We start from the raw sequence: 17,890 nt of genomic DNA on the forward strand, positions 1-17,890 counted from the left end.
CATCGCCGGTCCTCCGGCGGACAAGAAAACTGTCACCCATGCTATCGGTCCATTCTGTTACCTATCTATCCGGTTCGGACACCGGCTTCTTCTCCCCGTATAGTGACGGGGAGAAGGACGCTGTCGCCTACTGATTTCGCCAATTGCCAGCGTTGCCAAGAGCGCCGATGTTGCGGCCATGTCGCTTCTCCCGTCACTATACAGGGAGAAGGTGCCGGCAGGCGGATGAGGGGCAGCGCCAGCCTCTGAAATGATTGCCTTGTTGCCTAAGCCCTTGCGCCCTGTGCAGCGCGGCATACCTATAGAGGATACTGCCCACGCATATCTGCCAGGATGACCGCATGCCGATCGATCCCGTTTCCCCGCTCTTGCGCTCCGTCGTTGGCGTGCGCGCCATGGTTCCCGACGATGCCTTCACGGCCAATGCCCTGGGCACGCGCCGGGAAGGCAGCGGCGTCGTCATCCGCGGCGACGGGCTGGTGCTCACCATCGGCTATCTCATCACCGAGGCCGAGGAGGTCTGGCTGACCGACCAGGACGGCCGCGTCGTGCCGGCGCATGCGCTGGCCTATGACCAGGAGACAGGCTTCGGCCTAGTGCAGGCGCTGGCGCCGCTCGGCCTGCCGGCGGTGGCGCTGGGTGACGCCTCGAAGGCGAAGATCGGCGACCCCGTGGTGTTTGCCGACGGCACCGGCCGCTCGGTCAAGGCACACATCGTCACCAAGCAGGAATTCGCCGGCTATTGGGAATATCTGCTCGACGAGGCGATCTTCATTGCCCCGGCGCATCCGTCCTGGGGCGGCGCGGCGCTCATCGGCCAGGATGGCAGCCTGCTCGGCATCGGTTCGCTGCTTTTGCAGATGAGCCGCAACGGCGAGGTCGCCGACATCAACATGGTCGTGCCGATCAACCTTCTGACCCCGATCCTCGACGATCTCCTGACGCGCGGCCAGGTGGCGAAGCCGCCGCGCCCATGGCTCGGCGCCTTCTCGGCCGAGTCGAACGGTGCGGTCGTGGTGATGAGCGTCGCCGAAGGCGGCCCCGCCGCCAAGGCCGGCCTGCGCCAGGGCGACATCATCTCCGACGTGCGCGATGGCGAGGTCGACGGTCTCGCCGATTTCTACCGCAAGCTATGGCAGAATCCGGCGGGTTCGGAGATTCCTCTCAGGGTCGTGCGTGACGGTCGTGAGACTTGGCTGCGAGTGAAATCCGCCGACCGAAACAGCTTTTTGAAGAAACCGCATCTGCAGTGAAGCCAATCTCCCCCCAAGTGGGGGAGATGCCCGGCAGGGCAGAGGGGGGCGCGAAGGATCGCGACCTCTCAATCTATATTTTCTGACAAGAATCGCGGGATAAACGTGGCTGACACTGGCCGGTGCGTTGGCGGGACAGCGGCCCCCCTGCCGGCCATCTCCCCCACGAGGGGGGAGATTGGCTGCCCCCTCAATCCCCGCATACCCTAAAAGGCGTCCCCGTGTCCCACTCCGCGAAGGGCACGACCTGGCCTTCGACAGACACGATACTGTTCACCTTGCTGTCATCATCCTGCGTCTGCATACTTTTGCCCTTGCCGGTCAGCACGTCGTAGTCGCAGCTGCTGTAGACGACAACGGACTGGTATTTGTAATGGTCATAGGCAACGCCGGCGACGACGAAGGCCTCGTTGCGCCAGGCGATGGTCAGCGTCATGTCGGTCCGCTCGCCGGGGCCGATCAGCCCCGGCAGATAGATCTTGATCGAGCCGTTGGGCAGCAAGGTCAACTCCGGTTCGATGCCGGAGCCCTCATAATGCGGCTGGTCGTAGTCGTTCCATTCGCCGTAGACCTGCTCATGCACGACGCCGGCGGGTTTCAGAAAATTGTACTTTTTGTCCCTCAGGAAGAAATGCATGTCCATGGTATCGTCTTCGGGCTCGGTCTCGACGATCATCGCCAGATCGGCGGCGCCGTCCCCATTGAAGTCGCCGGTCAGCGCGGTGATGATCTTCTGGGTTTCGATGGGTTCGGCGAGCGCCGAGGCCGGCAGCAGAAGGATGAGGCCGAGTAACATCGATCGCATGGCATTTCCCCCGAATTGCAGTCTGCCTTGCCCGGCTCGACCAGCCGGGAAACTGCCATGAGCGCCGGCTTGGGCGCAAGCCGGCTCGCAATAGGCTAGGGGGTATCGACGCCGCTGACGGAAACTGGCATCGACAGCCGATACAGCCGGCCCGGCAACAACGAGGTGATGATGGCGCCGTTCAAGGTCGATCCCGACAAGGTTCATGAATTCCCCGATCCCGACAGTTTTTACGCCTGGCTGCGCGAAAATCATGCCGGCGAGAGCGAGGTCTGGATCAAGGTCCACAAGGTCGGCTCGGGCCTCGCCTCGATCACGCCGAAGCAGGCCATCGACGTGGCGCTGTGCTTCGGCTGGATCGACGCCATACGCAAGCCGCTCGACGACAAGAGCTTTCTGCAGCGCTACACGCCGCGCGGCAAGAAGAGCATCTGGAGCAAGATCAACATCGACAATGTCGCCCGCCTGGTCGAGGAGGGCCGCATGACCGAACACGGGCTGAAACAGGTCGAGGCGGCCAAGGCCGACGGCCGCTGGGACCGCGCCTATGCCTCAGGCAAGGACATGAAGATCCCTGACGATCTGCAGGCCGCCATCGACGCCGAGCCGAAGGCGAAGGAGATGCTGGCAAAGCTTTCCGCCCAGAACCGGTTCGCGCTGGCGTTTCGAACGCACAACATGAAGACGGAGGCGGGGCGCAGGAAGAAGATCGAGGCTTTTGTCGAGATGCTGAAGCGCGGCGAGCCGATCTATCCGCAGAAGCGGTGAGGCGACGGCAAGCGGCTGCCATGGCGCGCGCAGCTAAAAACCCGCGTGTGAGGTTCTGGCCTCCCTTTATCGGACATAACGTATTGTTTTCACGGTATTTTCCACTCGTCGCGCGGGTGATAGCTGCGATAGTGAAAAACCATAACAACGTATTGTTTAATAAGAGTTTTCCACTATGTTAGCGTGATCCTGGCTTAAGAGTGGAAAACGATGCTGAGAGAGTTGACCGGCGAGCAGCGGCGCCAACTCATAGATTCGCAACAGGTCTACGAGGCCTGGCAGCATGCTGATGACCAGCGCCAAAGGCGCTTTGCAGGCAGCATGCGCTGGGTTGAGCGCAGCGGTGCTGAATACCTGCTGCGGAAGGTCCGGCAGGTCGAGAATTCACTCGGGCCGAAAAGCAGCCAGACGGAGAAGGCGTTCGCTGCGTTTTCCGAGGGCAGGGTGCAGAACAAGGATCTGCTGGCAGGTCTGGCCGATCGCCTGAACGGCCTGGCGAAAGTCAATGTGGCAATGGGGTTGGGCAGGGTACCGGCCATCGCCGCACGGATATTGCGGCGGTGCGCCGAAACAGACCTGCTGGGCAAGCAGTTGCTGGTCGTCGGCACGAATGCGCTGTTCGCTTACGAGGCTCTGGCGGGCGTCCAGATCACCAGCGGTCTCATGGCAACCGGCGACATCGACCTGCTCTTCGATTCCCGACGCCGCATCAGCTTCGTGACCGGCGAGAGGGTAAGCCAGTCCGGCCTGATAGGCGTGTTGCGTAAAGTGGACAGGTCCTTCAAGCCGCTCCAGCCCCGGGCCTTCAGGGCAGCGAACCGTGATGGCTATCTGGTCGACCTGATCCGTCCGCAGGCAAGACATGTCCTCAAGGACAACGCCACTACCTCGATTACACAGCTTGCCGACGATCTCGACAGCGCACCCATGGAGGGGCTGCAATGGCTCATCAACGCTCCAAAGGTGGAGGCTGTGGCGATCGATGAGCGTGGCTATCCCGTAAGCATGCCGACGGTCGACCCTCGAATGTTCGCTCTGCACAAGGCTTGGCTGGCCACGCTGCCTGATCGGTCTGCGGTCAAGGCAATGAGAGATCGTGAACAGGCGGAAGCGGCTGCACGCATTGCCACGGGCTATCTTGCGCTTCCGCTGGACAGCGAGCATCTCAAAGGGCTTCCGGGGGCACTGCTGGACGCTGCGGCCGCAACGCTCTCTGTGCCTGGCCCGAGCGGCTTTTCCGAAGACTCTCCAATTGAGCCCGACTGGTAGCGGCCGCGGTAGCACGCCATGCTACGAAAATAGCATTCTCGCCTCGCGAAATGTGATGCTACGGTTCCCGGCGCACCCAGGGCGGAGGGGTTGCCAAGAGGAGAAGTGGCGGGCGCTGGCCCGGATTCAGCGAGAACCGGACGGAACTGTTGAACCATTGCAAGGCCGCCGCGTTTTCCAGCGTCGGCCACAAGGGAGGAACCACCTGTGAAAGCATCCTATCTCGTCTCAGCCGCGCTGCTTGCGGCGACTGCGATGCCGGCGGCGGCCGGCGAAATTTCCGACGGCAAGGTCAAGATCGGCATCCTCAACGACCAGTCGGGCGTCTATGCCGATTTCGGCGGCAAATGGTCGGTCGAGGCCGCCAGGATGGCGGTCGAGGATTTTGGCGGCAAGGTGCAGGGCGCGCCGATCGAGATCGTCAACGCCGATCACCAGAACAAGCCCGACATTGCCTCCAACATTGCGCGCCAGTGGTACGACACCGAGCAGGTCGACGCGATCATGGAACTGACGACATCCTCGGTGGCGCTCGCCGTCCAGGGGTTGTCCAAGGAAAAGAAGAAGATCGACATCGTTACCGGAGCGGCATCGGCCGACCTGACCGGCAAGCAATGCTCGCCCTACGGTTTCCACTGGGCTTACGATACCCACTCGCAGGCGGTCGGCACCGGCGGCGCGCTTGTGCAGCAGGGCGGCGACAGCTGGTATTTCATCACCGTCGACTATGCCTTCGGCTATTCGCTGAAGGAGCAGACCTCAAAGGTTGTTGAGGCAAGCGGCGGCAAAGTGCTGGGCGAGGTGCGTTACCCCTTGGGATCGACGGATTATTCCTCCTTCCTGCTGCAGGCGCAGTCCTCCGGCGCCAAGGTTATCGGCCTTGCCAATGCCGGCCTCGACACCTCCAATACCATCAAGCAGGCGGCCGAGTTCGGCATCGTCGCCGGCGGCCAGCGGCTGGCAGCCCTTCTGTTCACGCTTGCCGAGGTGCACGGCCTCGGCCTGCAGGCGGCGCAGGGCGTGGTGCTCACCGAAGGGTTTTACTGGGACCGCGACGACAAGAGCCGCGACTTCGCCGGGCGCTTCTTCAAGCGCACCAACCGCATGCCCAACATGATCCAGGCCGGCACCTATTCGGCGGTGCTGCAATATCTCAAGGCCATCGACAAGGCCGGCACCGACGAAACCGAGGCGGTCGCCAAGCAACTCCATGAAATGCCCGTCGACGACATTATCAACGCCAACGGCAAGGTACAGGCCGACGGCTCGATGGTGCACGACATGTATCTCTATCAGGTCAAGAAGCCCGAGGAGTCGAAGAAGGACTGGGACTACTACACCTACCTTGCGACCATTCCGGGCGACAAGGCCTTCATCAAGGCTGAAGACAGCGGCTGCCCGCTCGTCACCAAGTGACGCTGGCGCAAGCCGTGGCCGTCCAGCCGGACGGTGCCGAAATCAAGCCGCGGGTGGTGCTCTCCGCCCGCGGCCTGCGGCGCGATTTTGCCGGTTTCGTCGCCGTCAACAATGTCGACCTCGACGTCCATCACGGCCAGATCCATGCCCTGATCGGGCCGAACGGCGCCGGCAAGACGACGATCTTCAACCTGTTGACCAAGTTCCTGCAGCCGAGCAGCGGCAGGATCGAACTTTTGGGCAACGACATCACCCGCACGGCGCCGGCCAGGGTAGCGCGCATGGGCCTCGTCCGCTCGTTCCAGATTTCGGCGATCTTTCCGCATCTGAGCGTCCTGGACAATGTCCGCGTCGCACTGCAGCGGCCGAGCGGGCTCGGCTTCCAGTTCTGGCGCTCGCTGTCGGCGCTCGATAAACTGACGCCACGGGCGCGCGAACTGCTTGCCGTCGTCGGTCTCGACGATGTCGCGCATCGTCCGGCCGGCGATCTCTCCTATGGCCGAAAGCGCGTGCTCGAGATCGCCACCACGCTGGCGCTCGACCCGAAAGTGCTGCTGCTCGACGAGCCGATGGCCGGCATGGGGCACGAGGATGTCGGCGTCATTTCCGGCGTCATCCGCTCGCTGGCAACGGACCGCGCCGTGCTGATGGTCGAGCACAATCTCACCGTCGTCGCCGACCTTTGCGACTGGATCACCGTCATGCAGCGCGGCCAGGTGCTCGCCGCCGGCGATTACGCAACGGTGAGCAAGGACGAGCGCGTCAGGATCGCTTACATGGGGACCGAGCAGGGGGACCGAGCATGAGTGAGCCGATGCTTGCCGTGCGCGATCTCCACGCCTGGTATGGCGAGGGCCATGCGCTGCATGGCGTCAACCTCGACGTTTTTCGCGGTGAGACGGTGACGCTGCTCGGCCGCAACGGTGTCGGCAAGACCACAACGCTGCGCGCCATCATGGGGCTGGTCCGCAAGCGCAGCGGCAGCGTCGCCTTCGACGGCAGCGACCTGATGCGCCTGCCGCTGCATCGTGTTGCCCATCGCGGCATCGGCTTCGTGCCGGAGGAACGCGGCATCTTCGCCACGCTCACCGTCGACGAAAACCTGATCCTGCCGCCGGTGGTGGCCAAGGGCGGCATGAGCGTCGAGGAAATCTTCGATCTCTTTCCCAACCTCAAGGAGCGCCGCAACAGCCCCGGCACCAAACTCTCCGGCGGCGAACAGCAGATGCTGGCCATCGCCCGCATCCTGCGGACGGGCGTGCAGATGCTGCTGCTCGACGAGCCAACCGAAGGCCTGGCGCCGGTCATCGTCCAGCGCATCGGCGAACTGCTGGCGACCTTGAAAAAGCGCGGCATGACCATCCTGCTCGTCGAGCAGAATTTCCGCTTCGCCGCGCGCATCGCCGACCGCTTCTATCTGATGGAGCATGGCAAGGTGGTGGAGGGTTTTGCCGTAAGCGAGCTTGCCGCTCACACGCAACAGCTGCACGAGGTGTTGGGGGTATGATGACGACAGCCCACGGCAGTACCCCCACCCCGCTGCTGCGCAGCGACCCTCCCCACAAGGGGGAGGGTGGAGGGCCACCGCCCTACCTTCCCCTTGTAGGGAGGTCGGACCGAAGGTCCGGGTGGGGGTACGTGCCGCACAGACGCATCCCGCTTGCAACACCCTCGGTGACGCCATGACCATGATCTTCGGCATCCCCGTCCAGGCCTTGCTCGGCCAGATGCTGGTCGGGCTGATCAACGGCTCCTTCTACGCCATGCTGAGCCTCGGCCTGGCCGTCATCTTCGGCCTGCTGCGGATCATCAATTTCGCCCATGGCGCACTCTATATGCTCGGCGCCTTCATCGGTTACCTGCTGCTCGTCCATCTCGGCATCGGCTACTGGCCGGCGCTGCTCCTGGTTCCGCTCATCGTTGGCGTCTTCGGCATGGCGGTCGAGCGCGTGGCGCTGTCGCGGCTCTACCGCCTGGATCCGCTCTACGGGCTGCTGTTCACCTTCGGACTGGCGCTGGTCATCGAAGGCGTGTTCCGTTTCTACTACGGCGTGTCGGGCAACCCTTATGCCGTTCCGGCGCAGCTTGCCGGCGGCACCAATCTCGGCTTCATGTTCCTGCCCAACTATCGCGGCTGGGTGGTGGTGGCCTCGCTCATTATCTGCATCGGCACCTGGCTCCTGATCGAAAAGACCAGGCTCGGCTCCTATCTGCGCGCCGCGACCGAAAATCCCGAGCTGGTGCAGGCCTTCGGCGTCAACGTGCCGCTGCTGCTGACGCTCACCTATGGGCTCGGCGCGGCGCTCGCCGGCCTTGCCGGTATTCTCGCCGCGCCCGTCTACCAGGTCAGTCCGCTGATGGGCTCCGATATCATCATCGTCGTCTTTGCCGTCGTCGTGGTCGGCGGCATGGGTTCGATCCTCGGGGCCATCGTCACCGGCTATATGCTTGGCCTCGCCGAGGGCCTGACCAAGGTGTTCTATCCCGAGGCGTCGAACCTCGTCGTCTTCGTCATCATGGCGGTCGTGCTGCTCCTGCGCCCCGCCGGCCTGTTCGGAAGGGACGCCTGAGATGAGCGAGGCAACCCTTCACCAACAGCGCACCGCCGCCTCCGTGCGGCTGGAGCGGGTATTGCTGGCATTGGCCATACTGGCGCTGATAGCCGCGCCCTTCTTCGTCTATCCGATCTTCCTGATGAAGATGCTGTGCTTCGCGCTGTTTGCCTGCGCCTTCAACCTGCTGCTCGGCTACACCGGGCTGCTGTCGTTCGGCCACGCCACCTTCTACGGCGCCGCCGCCTATTTCTGCGCCTACGCCGTCAAGGCATGGGGCTGGCCGCCCGAGGCCGGCATCCTGCTCGGCACCGCCGGCGCGGCCGTGCTCGGCCTGGTCATGGGCTTCCTCGCCATCCGCCGGCAAGGCATCTATTTCTCGATGATCACGCTGGCGCTGGCGCAGATGTTTTATTTCTTCTGCGTCCAGGCGCCGTTCACCGAAGGCGAGGACGGCATACAGGGCGTGCCGCGCGGGCATCTGTTCGGCATCGTCGATCTCAACGTCACGCTCAACATGTATTTCGTCGTGCTTGCCGTATTCCTCATCGGCGTCTTCGCCGTCTGGCGCATCGTCAACTCGCCCTTCGGCATGATCCTGCGTTCGATCCGCGAGAACGAGAACCGTGCCATCTCGCTGGGCTATTCGGTCGGCCGCTACAAGCTCGCCGCCTTCGTCATGTCGGCAGCCCTTGCCGGGCTTGCCGGCGCCACCAAGGCGATCGTCTTCCAGTTCGCGACGCTGACCGACGTCACCTGGCAGATGTCGGGCGAGGTGATCCTGATGACGCTGCTCGGCGGCATCGGCACCATGGTCGGTCCTGTCGTCGGCGCCGGCCTCGTCGTCGGGCTGGAAAACACGCTCGCCACCTCCGGCTTCCCGGTGACCATCGCCACCGGCCTGATCTTCATGATCTGCGTGCTGGTCTTTCGCCGCGGCATCGTCGGCGAGATTTACGCGCGCTGGCTGGCGCCGGCCAACGGCGAGGCGGGCCGCGATCAATAGGTGATGGTCACCACCACCGTGTCGGTGTAGACGCCGGCCGAGGGCGTCGTCTGCGGCGGCACGCGGCCATAGACGGTGAGCGCCTGGGCCGTACCGGTTCCGGTGCCGGCCACCGTGCTTCCCGGCGTTCCGGCGTCACCCCAGGGCTGCGAGCGCGCCAGATCCTTGTAGAGGCCGTAGGTGACCCTCTCGGCGCCCTTCGACATTTTGCGGGTGGTCGGCGTGCCCCCTGTCGTGCCGCCATTGAGGGAAACCGTGTACGCGGTAGACGGGGTGCAGGTGACCGTAACCTGGCCGGTGGCGTCGACATTGGCGTCGAGCACCCCCTTGGGGCCGAAATCGATGTTCTGGGTGGCGACCAGGCAGTTTGCCGCGACCGTGGCGTTGATGGTGAAGGTCGGACTGGTGCCCAAGTTGCCCGCGCCGGTGTCGCAGCTGCTGCTCAACAGGGTTGTCCGGGAGCGGAACTCGAGTTGCCCGCCCGAAAATGTCGACACATAGGTGCCCGGCGGGACGGTCGCCTGGCCGCCGGGAACCCGCCCATAGAGCGTCAGGGTGTCGGTTGAGTTGCCGAAGAGATTGGGGCTCAGCAGCAGCGGTGGCGGGCGCGAGGCATAGGCCCAGTTATGGGTGCCCCAGACAACGGTCATTGCGGGGTCCGAATAGAGTTGATAGTTGAGGCTGTTGACGCCGCTCGCCATCTGCCGGGCCGCCGCCGAGGTTGCACCGCCGGTGCCGGCGGCAATATGCGGACACACCAGGACCGGCAGCAGCAATGGCAAACTGCCGCTGCAAGTCGCGGTGAAGGTGGCTGTCGATGTCGCCGCGGTGCCCGACAGCGTGTCGATGAGGCCGAAATTCAAACTGGTGACGGTGTAACTGCAGCTTTGCGCGCGGGCGAGCGACGGCAGCAGCATAAGGACAATGATGAACGTTGCGCGCAGCACCTCGCGTCGGATGTTCATTGGCACACCACGTCCCCGATCACCACCTGCCGGCCACGCACCGCCTCGAAGGGAAACTCTGCCCGGCACGAACCGCCGTCCGCGCGCTCGACCTGCACGGAATTCTGCTTGCCGAGGCCCTTGATATAGGCCTGCCCGTCATAGCCGACGACAAAGTCTTCAGTGCCGCCATCGACGCGTCCCGACAGTCCGGCTTCGAGCGGCGTTCCGCTCGAGTCGACCAGGGTCACCAGCGCGGCCTGTGCCGCCTCGGACACGCCGAACTTCAGCACGACGCCGTTGCGGTCGGCTGGGACGACGGTCTCCTTGGTAGCCGGGACATCCGCGTCTACCGGCAGGTTTTTCGGGTCGATGGAGACCGTGTTCAGCTCATAGGAGTTGAGCCCGGTGACCAGGATGCGGCCTTTGCTGTCGGTCCTGCCTACGGGCCGGTTCTGATGCAACACCTCGACATCAGGCGTGCCGACATCGACGACGGCAAAGGCATCGTCGATGCGGTTGGTGGCGAACACCCCGCCGCCTGCGACCGCAATGGCGCCGTCCATCTGGCCGGTCACGCGAAAGTCCTTGTCGAATTGCTGAGCGCCGGCCTCGAAACGCGCAAACGGCGCGCGGTAGCTGACCGCTGCCGAACGATTGGGGACCTCGCCCTCCGAGGTGCGCAGCCGCCAGCCGATGCTGCCGTCCTCGGCCCGCTCCGATTTGGCGAGGTCGGCGACGACATTGAGGCCGTCAGGCCCATGCTCGACACCCGTCGAAGCCATGACGTCGTCATTGAACGGGATCGAAATCCCCGCAAAGATTCCATAACTGTCGCCGTCGTCGAGATCGGCGAAGGCCGTGGCATAGAGCGTGCTGCGCTTGAAGATCGCCTGACTATAGGAGAGGCCGACGATCTGGCTGGTCTCGCCTTCGGCATCCTTGAGGTGGGTATAGGAGAAGTTGAGGCTGGAGAAATCGATCGGCATCGGCACGCTGAGCGTCACCTGGTCGACCGCCCGCGGCACACCGGCGCTGAAACGGGTGAAATCATCGGGATCGAGTATGACCGGCTGTGCCGTCACCGAAGCGATGTCATCATAGCCGCCGAACGCCCGCTGCATGCGGGCATTGACCGCCCAGCCATCATAACCGAACTCGACCCTGGCATCGACCAGCGAGCCGGTGCGCCCGTCATGATGGCTGCCGGCGACTGCCAGCGAAGCCGCGCCATATGCCCCGAGCGGGAAGGCAGCGCCTATGCCGCCATTGATCAGATCCGCGCCGCCCTCGGCATGGGCTTCCAATGTCAGCCGGTCGGTCACGCCGTAACGCGCCGTGGCGACCCCCATGACGCGGCCGTCATAATCGTCGGAGGAGATGCCGAAATTGCGCCGCGCCATCCCTGCCTCCACGGAAAAGTCGAGCAGTCCCTGGCGCAGCAGCATGCTGGAGGCATAGAACGGCAAGGTGGCCGTGGTCTCGCGGCCGAGGCTGTCGCGCAACACCACCTGCGCCTGTCCGGCGCCGGTGAACACCGGCAAATTGGTGACCTGGAACGGTCCGGGCTGGATGTCGCCGGAATAGGTGCGCACGTTCTGCGTATAGACCTCGAGCGTCGACGGCACCGCCGCCGTGCCGCCGAAGGAGGGCAGGGGCAGCGTCACCAGGTCCGATCGCAGGTGGAAGTTGCGTTGCGCCTGGATGCCGCCGAGATAGACCGGACGCGTCCACGACAATCCACCGGAGATGAAGTCGCCGGCGCGGTAGGTCATCAGCCGGTCGGGGTCGGAATAGCTCCATGTCGTGTTGAGCCGCGTGAAGCCATCCAGCCTTCCGTCGGAATAGCCGGCGATGAAGGATTGGCTGAGCGTTCCATAGGGGCTGAACACGCGCGCATCGAAGCCGCCGGAAACGCCCTGGAACAGCTCGACGTCCTTGTCGAACAATGTGTTGGAGCTGGCAAACAGCGAATAGTTGAGAACCGCGCCCAAGCCCGATTGCGGCGCCGGCCGGTCCTGCAAGCGCAAGCCGAGATCGACCATGCGCGCCTCGCGGCTGTCATTGGCGGCGGTGACGTAGAGGCGCTGGGCTACCTCATCGATCCGAAACGAAACGTCGGCCAACTGGTCGAGCCTGACCAGGCCGCCGGCGTCGGCTATGTCCTCCGGCGGTTTCAGGCCGACCTCCTTCAGTTCTTGGGGCGTCGCCGCCAGCCGACCATCCGGCATCTCGATAAAATTGCCGACCAGCTTGGTCGAAACGTCGTTGATGAACACCTCGAGATAGAGGCTGCGGCCCGCTGGCAAAACGGAAGCCGGCTGTTCGAGGTTCGTCACGGCCGGAAATACCTGCGAACGCACCGCCAAGCAAGGTGTGAAAGTCGCAACCGCGACGATGACAGCGACGCTACTTGCCCTTGACGGCAACGTTGGCATCGAAGGGTCCAAGATCGCTCTGTGCCTTCAAAAGCACGGAGCCCGCGGACAGTGATTTGCCGCTGCCGATCGGCCACTGCATGGTCGCGCCGCCCAGCACATAGCCGACGAGCCCGTTTCGGTTGCCGAGCTTTTTGCCGTTCTGGGTCAGGGATAGGTTGGACAAGCGGAGACGACTTTCACCGGTATTGCTGGCTGTCAGCACAAGACTGCCGCCCTTGCGCGAAACACTCCAGGCGACTGCCGGCGCGGCCGCATCGGCGTCGCGGAAAAACACCGGGACCGAATAGCGCAGCGCGAGCGCGACCGTACCGGCCTTCTTGCGCGACGGGTCGGGTAACTCGTCGACGATGACGCGGTAGCTTTCCTCGGCCCGCACCGGCGCCTTGCTGACGCGCACGACGCGAACCACGTATTGGGCATTGGGTCCGAGTTTGGTCGATGGCGGGCTGGCGACGACGTCCGTAGTCGGCGTCAGCGTCTCGATCCCGCCAGCCTGGCTCCAGGCGAAGACGCGTATCTGCACATTGATCGGCCGCTTGGGGTCATCGTTGCTGAGGTTGAGAACCGCCGAGGCGTCGGGCGAGATCAGCTCGAGACCTGTCGGGGCCACCCTGAGCGAAGCGGCTTGTGAGAGACCGGCGCACAGCAACAGAACAGCCGTGGCTCCGATGCATGAAAGCATGGATCGCATGATCGTCCTCGTGTTGGTATCGATTGTCAGTACGTTATGGTGATCGCAACGGTGTCGGTGTAGAGGCCCGCCGCCGGTGTCGTCTGCGGTGGAACACGCCCGTAGACCGTCAGCGGCTGAATGGCGCCGTTGCCGGTTCCGCCGACCGTGTCGGTGGGGATCGTGGTGCCCCAAAGCTGCGTCCGGGTGCTTTCCCTGTAGATGGTGTAGTCGATCGTCGCCGACGCCGGCCCGGTCATCTTGCGAACAGCAACCGTTGCGCCCGCGCCCGCTCCGGCGCTCAGACCAACATTGTAGGACTTGCCGGTCGTGCATTGCACGTTGATGGTGCTGGTCTGGTCGACATTCGCATCAATGACACCGTGCGAGCCGAAATCGAGATCGCTCGCCGTCTGCACCTTGCATTCGTCGGTAATCGTGATGCGGACATTCATGCTGCCCGTCGCGGTCGCGGCGATCGCGGGCAGGATGGGAAGCAGCGACGCTCCCGCCAGCAGCGCATATTTCAGCAATCTCATGCGTGTTTCCTCCGTCGGGCAGACCGTTCCTCGCAACACAGTCTTGACCCGGATTTCACTCCTACAGCTCCTCCGTTGCATGCTTCGCAAGACATCAACGATACAGTAATGTCAGAAGCGAACTGTGTAATGATTATTACAACTTAGATTCGGATTACGACAGCGAATAACTTCGGTATGTATCGGGTAATTTTGGTTAATATTTGGTTAACAGAGATGAAATGGACGTTTTTCCGAAGTGAAAGTTCGTCTGCCGAGAATTTATTTTAGTTCTTGTGCCGAAAAGGCGAAAATATCTGGCAAATCATCTTGATTTTGTAGAGTCTCACCTGTCGTCGTTTATTATCGATATTTTGCGGCGTGCACCGGCGCCAAGCAGCCATCGCCATAGCCGCGCCGGTAGCTGTTCGCGCCTGTCCAAGCCTCGCGATCGTGCTGACAGGGCCGCATTCGCCAAAACCGTGTTCCGCCCGGCCCAAGCATGGCCGTCCCGGCTGAGATAAATCCACCGCCGTCGGGTCGCGGCGAAACACATGCGAGTCGTTCTGGCCACGCTGGCCCGGATTTCCTTCGGCGGCGCATCGGCCGGACGGGAGATGCGCCTGTTGTCCCTTGGAGCCATGATCCACGGCCGGCAGCCGCGCGGACCGGCTGCCAGACGTCAGAAAAGGAAGAACGATGAAGAAGACCTATGAAGAAGACCTATGAAAAGCCACAGCTCGAAAAGCGCCAGAAGCTGTCGCGTGTGACCGCTGTCGCCGGCCCATCAGTGACCAGTGAGAGCTGACGCCGTCGACCGGCATCGAACCACCAGCGGACAAGGAGAGCAGTCATGGATCAGCATGCGAACCCGTCACCCGGCTTCAGGCGCAATCCGGGCAAGGTGATCACCGTCGAGCCCTTCAACGGGCGTGTCGTCGTGTTTGCAAACGGCACCATCATCGCTTCCTCGGCAAAAGCCAAAATGGTGACCGAGCCGCCCCATCCCTTCTCCTTCTACATCCCGTTCGAGGACATCGACTTCCGCAAGCTCAGGAAGACGGAGCGGTCGACGCTGTGCCCCTACAAGGGCGACTCCAGCTACTGGAACGTGCTGCCGGCGGGCGAAACCGGTAACGACGCGATGTGGGCCTATGAGCAGCCCTTCGACGAGATGGCCGAGATTCGCGCCCACGGCGCCTTCTATCCCGACCGGGTCGCCATCGACGCCACGCCGCGCTAGCGCGTCACGCCTGTCGCCCAAAAGTGCCCAGCGTTTTTGGAGCCGACGACAGGCATGAACAGAGGAATTTTTCAGATCAGCCAAAGCTGTCCTCACCCGGGGGCGCAGCGGTTTTGCGGCAACGGCATGCCGAAACAAAGACAAAATGTCATGGACGAAAAGCAGAGAGCCATTCTCAACGAAATCCCGCGCCTGCGCCGCTATGCGCGCTCGCTGCTGCGCGACCGCGATTCCGCCGACGATCTCGTCCAGGACTGCCTGGAGCGGGCGCTGCTGCGGCTGGACAACTGGCAGACGGGAGAGAGCCCGCGAAAATGGCTGTTCACGATCATGCATCATCTGTTCATTGACCAGATGCGCAAGGTGAACCGGCGTGGCGAGGCCTCGATGCTGCCGCTGGAGGCCGGCGAGGTGCAGGCCTCTCCCGCCGACCAGCTGGAGAACGTCGCTGCGCGCGAGATCATCGACGCGCTGCAGGCGATCAGCCCCGACCGCCGTGCCGCGCTGACCATGGTCGCCATCGAGGGCTTTTCCTACGCCGAGGCCGCCGAGATGCTCGGCGTGCCGGCCGGCACGCTGATGTCGCGCATTGCCCGCGGACGTGAGGAACTGCGCGGCCTGCTCGAGGACAATGCGCGCCGCCGCGCGATAAGGATCGTCGAACCCGGGCCGGGCCGGGCGGCTCCAATCAGGGCGCCCATGGCATGAGGAATCCCGATCGCTTGATGGCGCAACACGGCAGGATACGATCCGATTGCAGGCCTTGTCCGCACTGTGGGCGCGGCGCACCCGGTAACGGTTTCTTCTCTGCTTGCGTGCATAGTGGCGGCGACGGAGTGAGCGAAACCAGGACATGGCTGAAGAGAAAATACGCAACGGCGAATTCTGGGCGCTTGCGCTCGAACGCGCTCATCTCGGCGTATGGGACTGGGATATTGTGAGCGGCGACTGTTTCTATTCGCCGACCTGGTCGCACATGCTGGGTTATGAGGATGGCGAGCTTGCCAACAGCGACGACCTCTGGCTGAAGCTGACGCATCCCGACGACCGCCAGCGGGCGCTGGCCAGCGGCGAGCGGCACATTTCCGGCCTGACCGCCTCGATCGAGACCGAGCTGCGCCTCAAGCACAAGGACGGCCACTGGATCTGGGTGCTGGACCGCGGCGGCATTGTCGAGCGTGACGAGACGGGCAAGCCGGTCAGGCTGATGGGCGTGCAGACCGACATCAGCCGGCAGAAAGAGGCGGAAGCCGAACTCGAGCGGGTCAATGTGCGCTTTCGCCTGGCGCTGGCGGCCAGTGGCACCGGCATCTGGCATCACGACATCGACGCCAACAAGAGCTATTGGGACGCCCGCACCAGGGAGATATTCGGCCTGGTCGCCGACACCGACGAGGTGGCTGCCGACCTTTGGCATTCCTATCTGCATCTCGACGACAAGGATGCCGCAGAGCGCGCCCATCTGGCGCCGCTTTCGACCGACGGCGTCGTCGCCGCGCAATACCGCATCGTCAGGCGCGACGGCGAAATCCGCCATGTCGAATCGCTGGTGCGCTTTATCGCGGCGCCCGAGACGGCGGGCCAGATTCTCGGCACCGTGCGCGACATCACCGAGGACAAGAAACGCGAGCGGGAACTCGCCTACGCCGCGCACCACGATGCGCTGACCGGCCTGTTTAACCGCGCCGCCTTCGACCGGCTGCTGGCCGAACACATCGCCATGAAGCGGCTTCTGCCGCTGGCGGTGTTCTATGTCGATCTCGACTACTTCAAGGCGCTCAACGACTTTGCCGGCCACGCCGCCGGCGACCTGGCGCTGAAGGGCGTCGCCGCCGGCATATTGGGTTGCCTGCCGTCAACGGCGCGCGCCGCGCGCCTCGGCGGCGACGAGTTCGCGCTGCTGGTGCCCAATTGCCAATCGGCCAAAGCCGAGGCGCTGGCGGGCGCCATCCTTGCGGCGGTCCGTGACGCCGACCTCGGACTGCCGGCGACCTCGCGAAAGCTCGCGGCCAGCATCGGCATCGCCTTCGTCGAGGACACCACCACCACGGTTGCCGATGCGTTGGCCTGCGCCGACGACGCCTGCTATGCCGCCAAGGCGGCCGGGCGCAATCGCTTCGCGGTGTTTTCGGCCGACGCGGCGTCGGGCTCCGGCGGCCTCAACGCGGCGCGTGTCGCCGCCGACACGGTCGACGCCATGGATGACGGGCGGCTGAAACTGTTCGGCCAGGAGATCCATCTTCTGGGCCAGCCTTGGCAGGAGAGCCGCCATGTCGAGGTGCTGGCGCGGCTTGCCGGGCGCAATGGCAAGCTGATCCCACCCAACGAATTCATTCCGGTCGCCGAGCGCTTCGGCATTGCCTCGCGGCTGGACCGCTGGATCATCAAGACAGCGCTTTCGCAGCATGGCGCGGCGATGCGGTCAGGCGCCATCTTGCTCGGCTTCAACCTGTCGGCGCAGACGCTGAGCGATCCGCTGCTATGGGATTTCGTCGACGCCGTCATCGCCGAGACCGGGGCGCCGCATTCCGGCATCGGTTTCGAGATCACCGAGACCGCGGCCGTCACCAATTTCGACGCCGCCGAGCAGTTCGTGCGCAAGGCGCGCGAGCGGCAATGCCGCGTCAGCCTCGACGATTTCGGCGCCGGCATGAGCTCGTTCGAATATTTGCGGCGCTTTCCGGTCGATCAGATCAAGATCGACGGCTCGTTCATCGAGAATATCGCGGAAAGCCGTTTCGACCGCGAGATCGTCTCGGCCATAGCGGGCATCGCCAAAAGTCTCGGCTGCGCGGTGGTGGCCGAAAAGATCGAACAGCAGGAAGCGCTCGACATTTTGCGCGGCATGGGCGTGGCCTATGGCCAGGGTTTTCTGCTTCACCGGCCGGAGCCGCTCGAGGCGATCGTCGCGCGGGCCGGCGAACAGTCACCGGCCAGCGGACAGTCGCCGGAAAAGCGCTTCGGCTGAGACTTCTCATCGCCTCGGGCTCGCGCGACTTGTCCGG

General features: G+C 63.7%; 16 protein-coding genes. 11 read left to right on the forward strand and 5 right to left on the reverse strand.

Annotated elements, in window-relative coordinates:
• The first annotated feature begins 341 nt into the window (after positions 1-341).
• Complete coding sequence (locus tag NKI32_RS16345) at positions 342-1,253, forward strand: S1C family serine protease (RefSeq protein ID WP_023671416.1); 912 nt, start codon at positions 342-344, stop codon at positions 1,251-1,253.
• Between the two features lie 190 nt (positions 1,254-1,443).
• Here the strand turns inward: NKI32_RS16345 and NKI32_RS16350 are convergent, their stop codons facing one another.
• Entirely contained in the window at positions 1,444-2,058 is a 615-nt protein-coding gene (locus NKI32_RS16350; RefSeq protein ID WP_023715162.1) for a hypothetical protein, read from the reverse strand.
• 171 nt (positions 2,059-2,229) lie between these two features.
• Between NKI32_RS16350 and NKI32_RS16355 the strand changes: the two genes are divergently transcribed.
• The 7 genes from NKI32_RS16355 (at position 2,230) to NKI32_RS16385 (ending at position 9,069) form a co-directional block, all read left to right on the forward strand.
• Entirely contained in the window at positions 2,230-2,826 is a 597-nt protein-coding gene (locus NKI32_RS16355) for a YdeI/OmpD-associated family protein (RefSeq protein ID WP_023743926.1), read from the forward strand.
• Between the two features lie 210 nt (positions 2,827-3,036).
• Positions 3,037-4,095: a GSU2403 family nucleotidyltransferase fold protein gene (locus NKI32_RS16360; RefSeq protein ID WP_353002997.1), complete on the forward strand. Its 1,059-nt coding sequence runs from the start codon at positions 3,037-3,039 to the stop codon at positions 4,093-4,095.
• A 207-nt stretch (positions 4,096-4,302) separates the two neighbouring features.
• Entirely contained in the window at positions 4,303-5,511 is a 1,209-nt protein-coding gene (locus NKI32_RS16365) for an ABC transporter substrate-binding protein (RefSeq protein ID WP_023689847.1), read from the forward strand.
• A 14-nt stretch (positions 5,512-5,525) separates the two neighbouring features.
• Positions 5,526-6,317 carry an ABC transporter ATP-binding protein gene (locus NKI32_RS16370; protein WP_353002998.1) on the forward strand — a complete coding sequence of 264 codons (792 nt, stop codon included), beginning with the start codon at positions 5,526-5,528 and terminating at the stop codon, positions 6,315-6,317.
• Entirely contained in the window at positions 6,314-7,018 is a 705-nt protein-coding gene (locus NKI32_RS16375) for an ABC transporter ATP-binding protein (RefSeq protein ID WP_023693758.1), read from the forward strand. Before NKI32_RS16370 ends, NKI32_RS16375 begins: the two co-directional genes overlap by 4 nt.
• Positions 7,019-7,193: 175 nt before the next feature.
• Positions 7,194-8,081 carry a branched-chain amino acid ABC transporter permease gene (locus tag NKI32_RS16380; protein WP_023671423.1) on the forward strand — a complete coding sequence of 296 codons (888 nt, stop codon included), beginning with the start codon at positions 7,194-7,196 and terminating at the stop codon, positions 8,079-8,081.
• A 1-nt stretch (position 8,082) separates the two neighbouring features.
• Positions 8,083-9,069 (forward strand): branched-chain amino acid ABC transporter permease, encoded by a 987-nt coding sequence (locus tag NKI32_RS16385; protein ID WP_023747796.1) that lies wholly within the window; start codon positions 8,083-8,085, stop codon positions 9,067-9,069.
• Here NKI32_RS16385 and NKI32_RS16390 read toward each other — a convergent pair.
• The 4 genes from NKI32_RS16390 to NKI32_RS16405 are packed head-to-tail and all read right to left on the reverse strand — an operon-like array spanning position 9,063 to position 13,663.
• Entirely contained in the window at positions 9,063-10,016 is a 954-nt protein-coding gene (locus NKI32_RS16390) for a Csu type fimbrial protein (RefSeq protein WP_031246640.1), read from the reverse strand. The genes NKI32_RS16385 and NKI32_RS16390 overlap by 7 nt on opposite strands.
• Before the next feature lie 14 nt (positions 10,017-10,030).
• Entirely contained in the window at positions 10,031-12,451 is a 2,421-nt protein-coding gene (locus NKI32_RS16395; RefSeq protein WP_353003000.1) for a fimbria/pilus outer membrane usher protein, read from the reverse strand.
• On the reverse strand, positions 12,423-13,145 hold the full coding sequence (locus NKI32_RS16400) for a fimbrial biogenesis chaperone (protein ID WP_023819045.1): 723 nt from the start codon (positions 13,143-13,145) through the stop codon (positions 12,423-12,425). The genes NKI32_RS16395 and NKI32_RS16400 overlap by 29 nt, the downstream gene beginning before the upstream one ends.
• A 26-nt stretch (positions 13,146-13,171) precedes the next feature.
• Positions 13,172-13,663 (reverse strand): Csu type fimbrial protein, encoded by a 492-nt coding sequence (locus tag NKI32_RS16405; RefSeq protein ID WP_023685937.1) that lies wholly within the window; start codon positions 13,661-13,663, stop codon positions 13,172-13,174.
• An 832-nt stretch (positions 13,664-14,495) separates the two neighbouring features.
• Here NKI32_RS16405 and NKI32_RS16410 point away from each other — a divergent pair.
• The 3 genes from NKI32_RS16410 to NKI32_RS16420 all read left to right on the forward strand — a co-directional run bounded on the left by NKI32_RS16410 (position 14,496) and on the right by NKI32_RS16420 (position 17,853).
• The gene (locus tag NKI32_RS16410; protein ID WP_023697761.1) at positions 14,496-14,885 is read left to right on the forward strand and encodes a DUF427 domain-containing protein; all 390 of its coding nucleotides are present in this window, start codon (positions 14,496-14,498) and stop codon (positions 14,883-14,885) included.
• Positions 14,886-15,035: 150 nt separating this feature from the next.
• A complete protein-coding gene (locus NKI32_RS16415; RefSeq protein ID WP_352625863.1) occupies positions 15,036-15,593 on the forward strand; it encodes an RNA polymerase sigma factor in 558 nt (185 codons plus the stop codon).
• 145 nt (positions 15,594-15,738) lie between these two features.
• Positions 15,739-17,853: an EAL domain-containing protein gene (locus NKI32_RS16420; RefSeq protein ID WP_353003001.1), complete on the forward strand. Its 2,115-nt coding sequence runs from the start codon at positions 15,739-15,741 to the stop codon at positions 17,851-17,853.
• Positions 17,854-17,890 lie beyond the last annotated feature (37 nt).

This window comes from Mesorhizobium sp. M0761 (assembly GCF_040320205.1).
Taxonomy (GTDB): domain Bacteria; phylum Pseudomonadota; class Alphaproteobacteria; order Rhizobiales; family Rhizobiaceae; genus Mesorhizobium.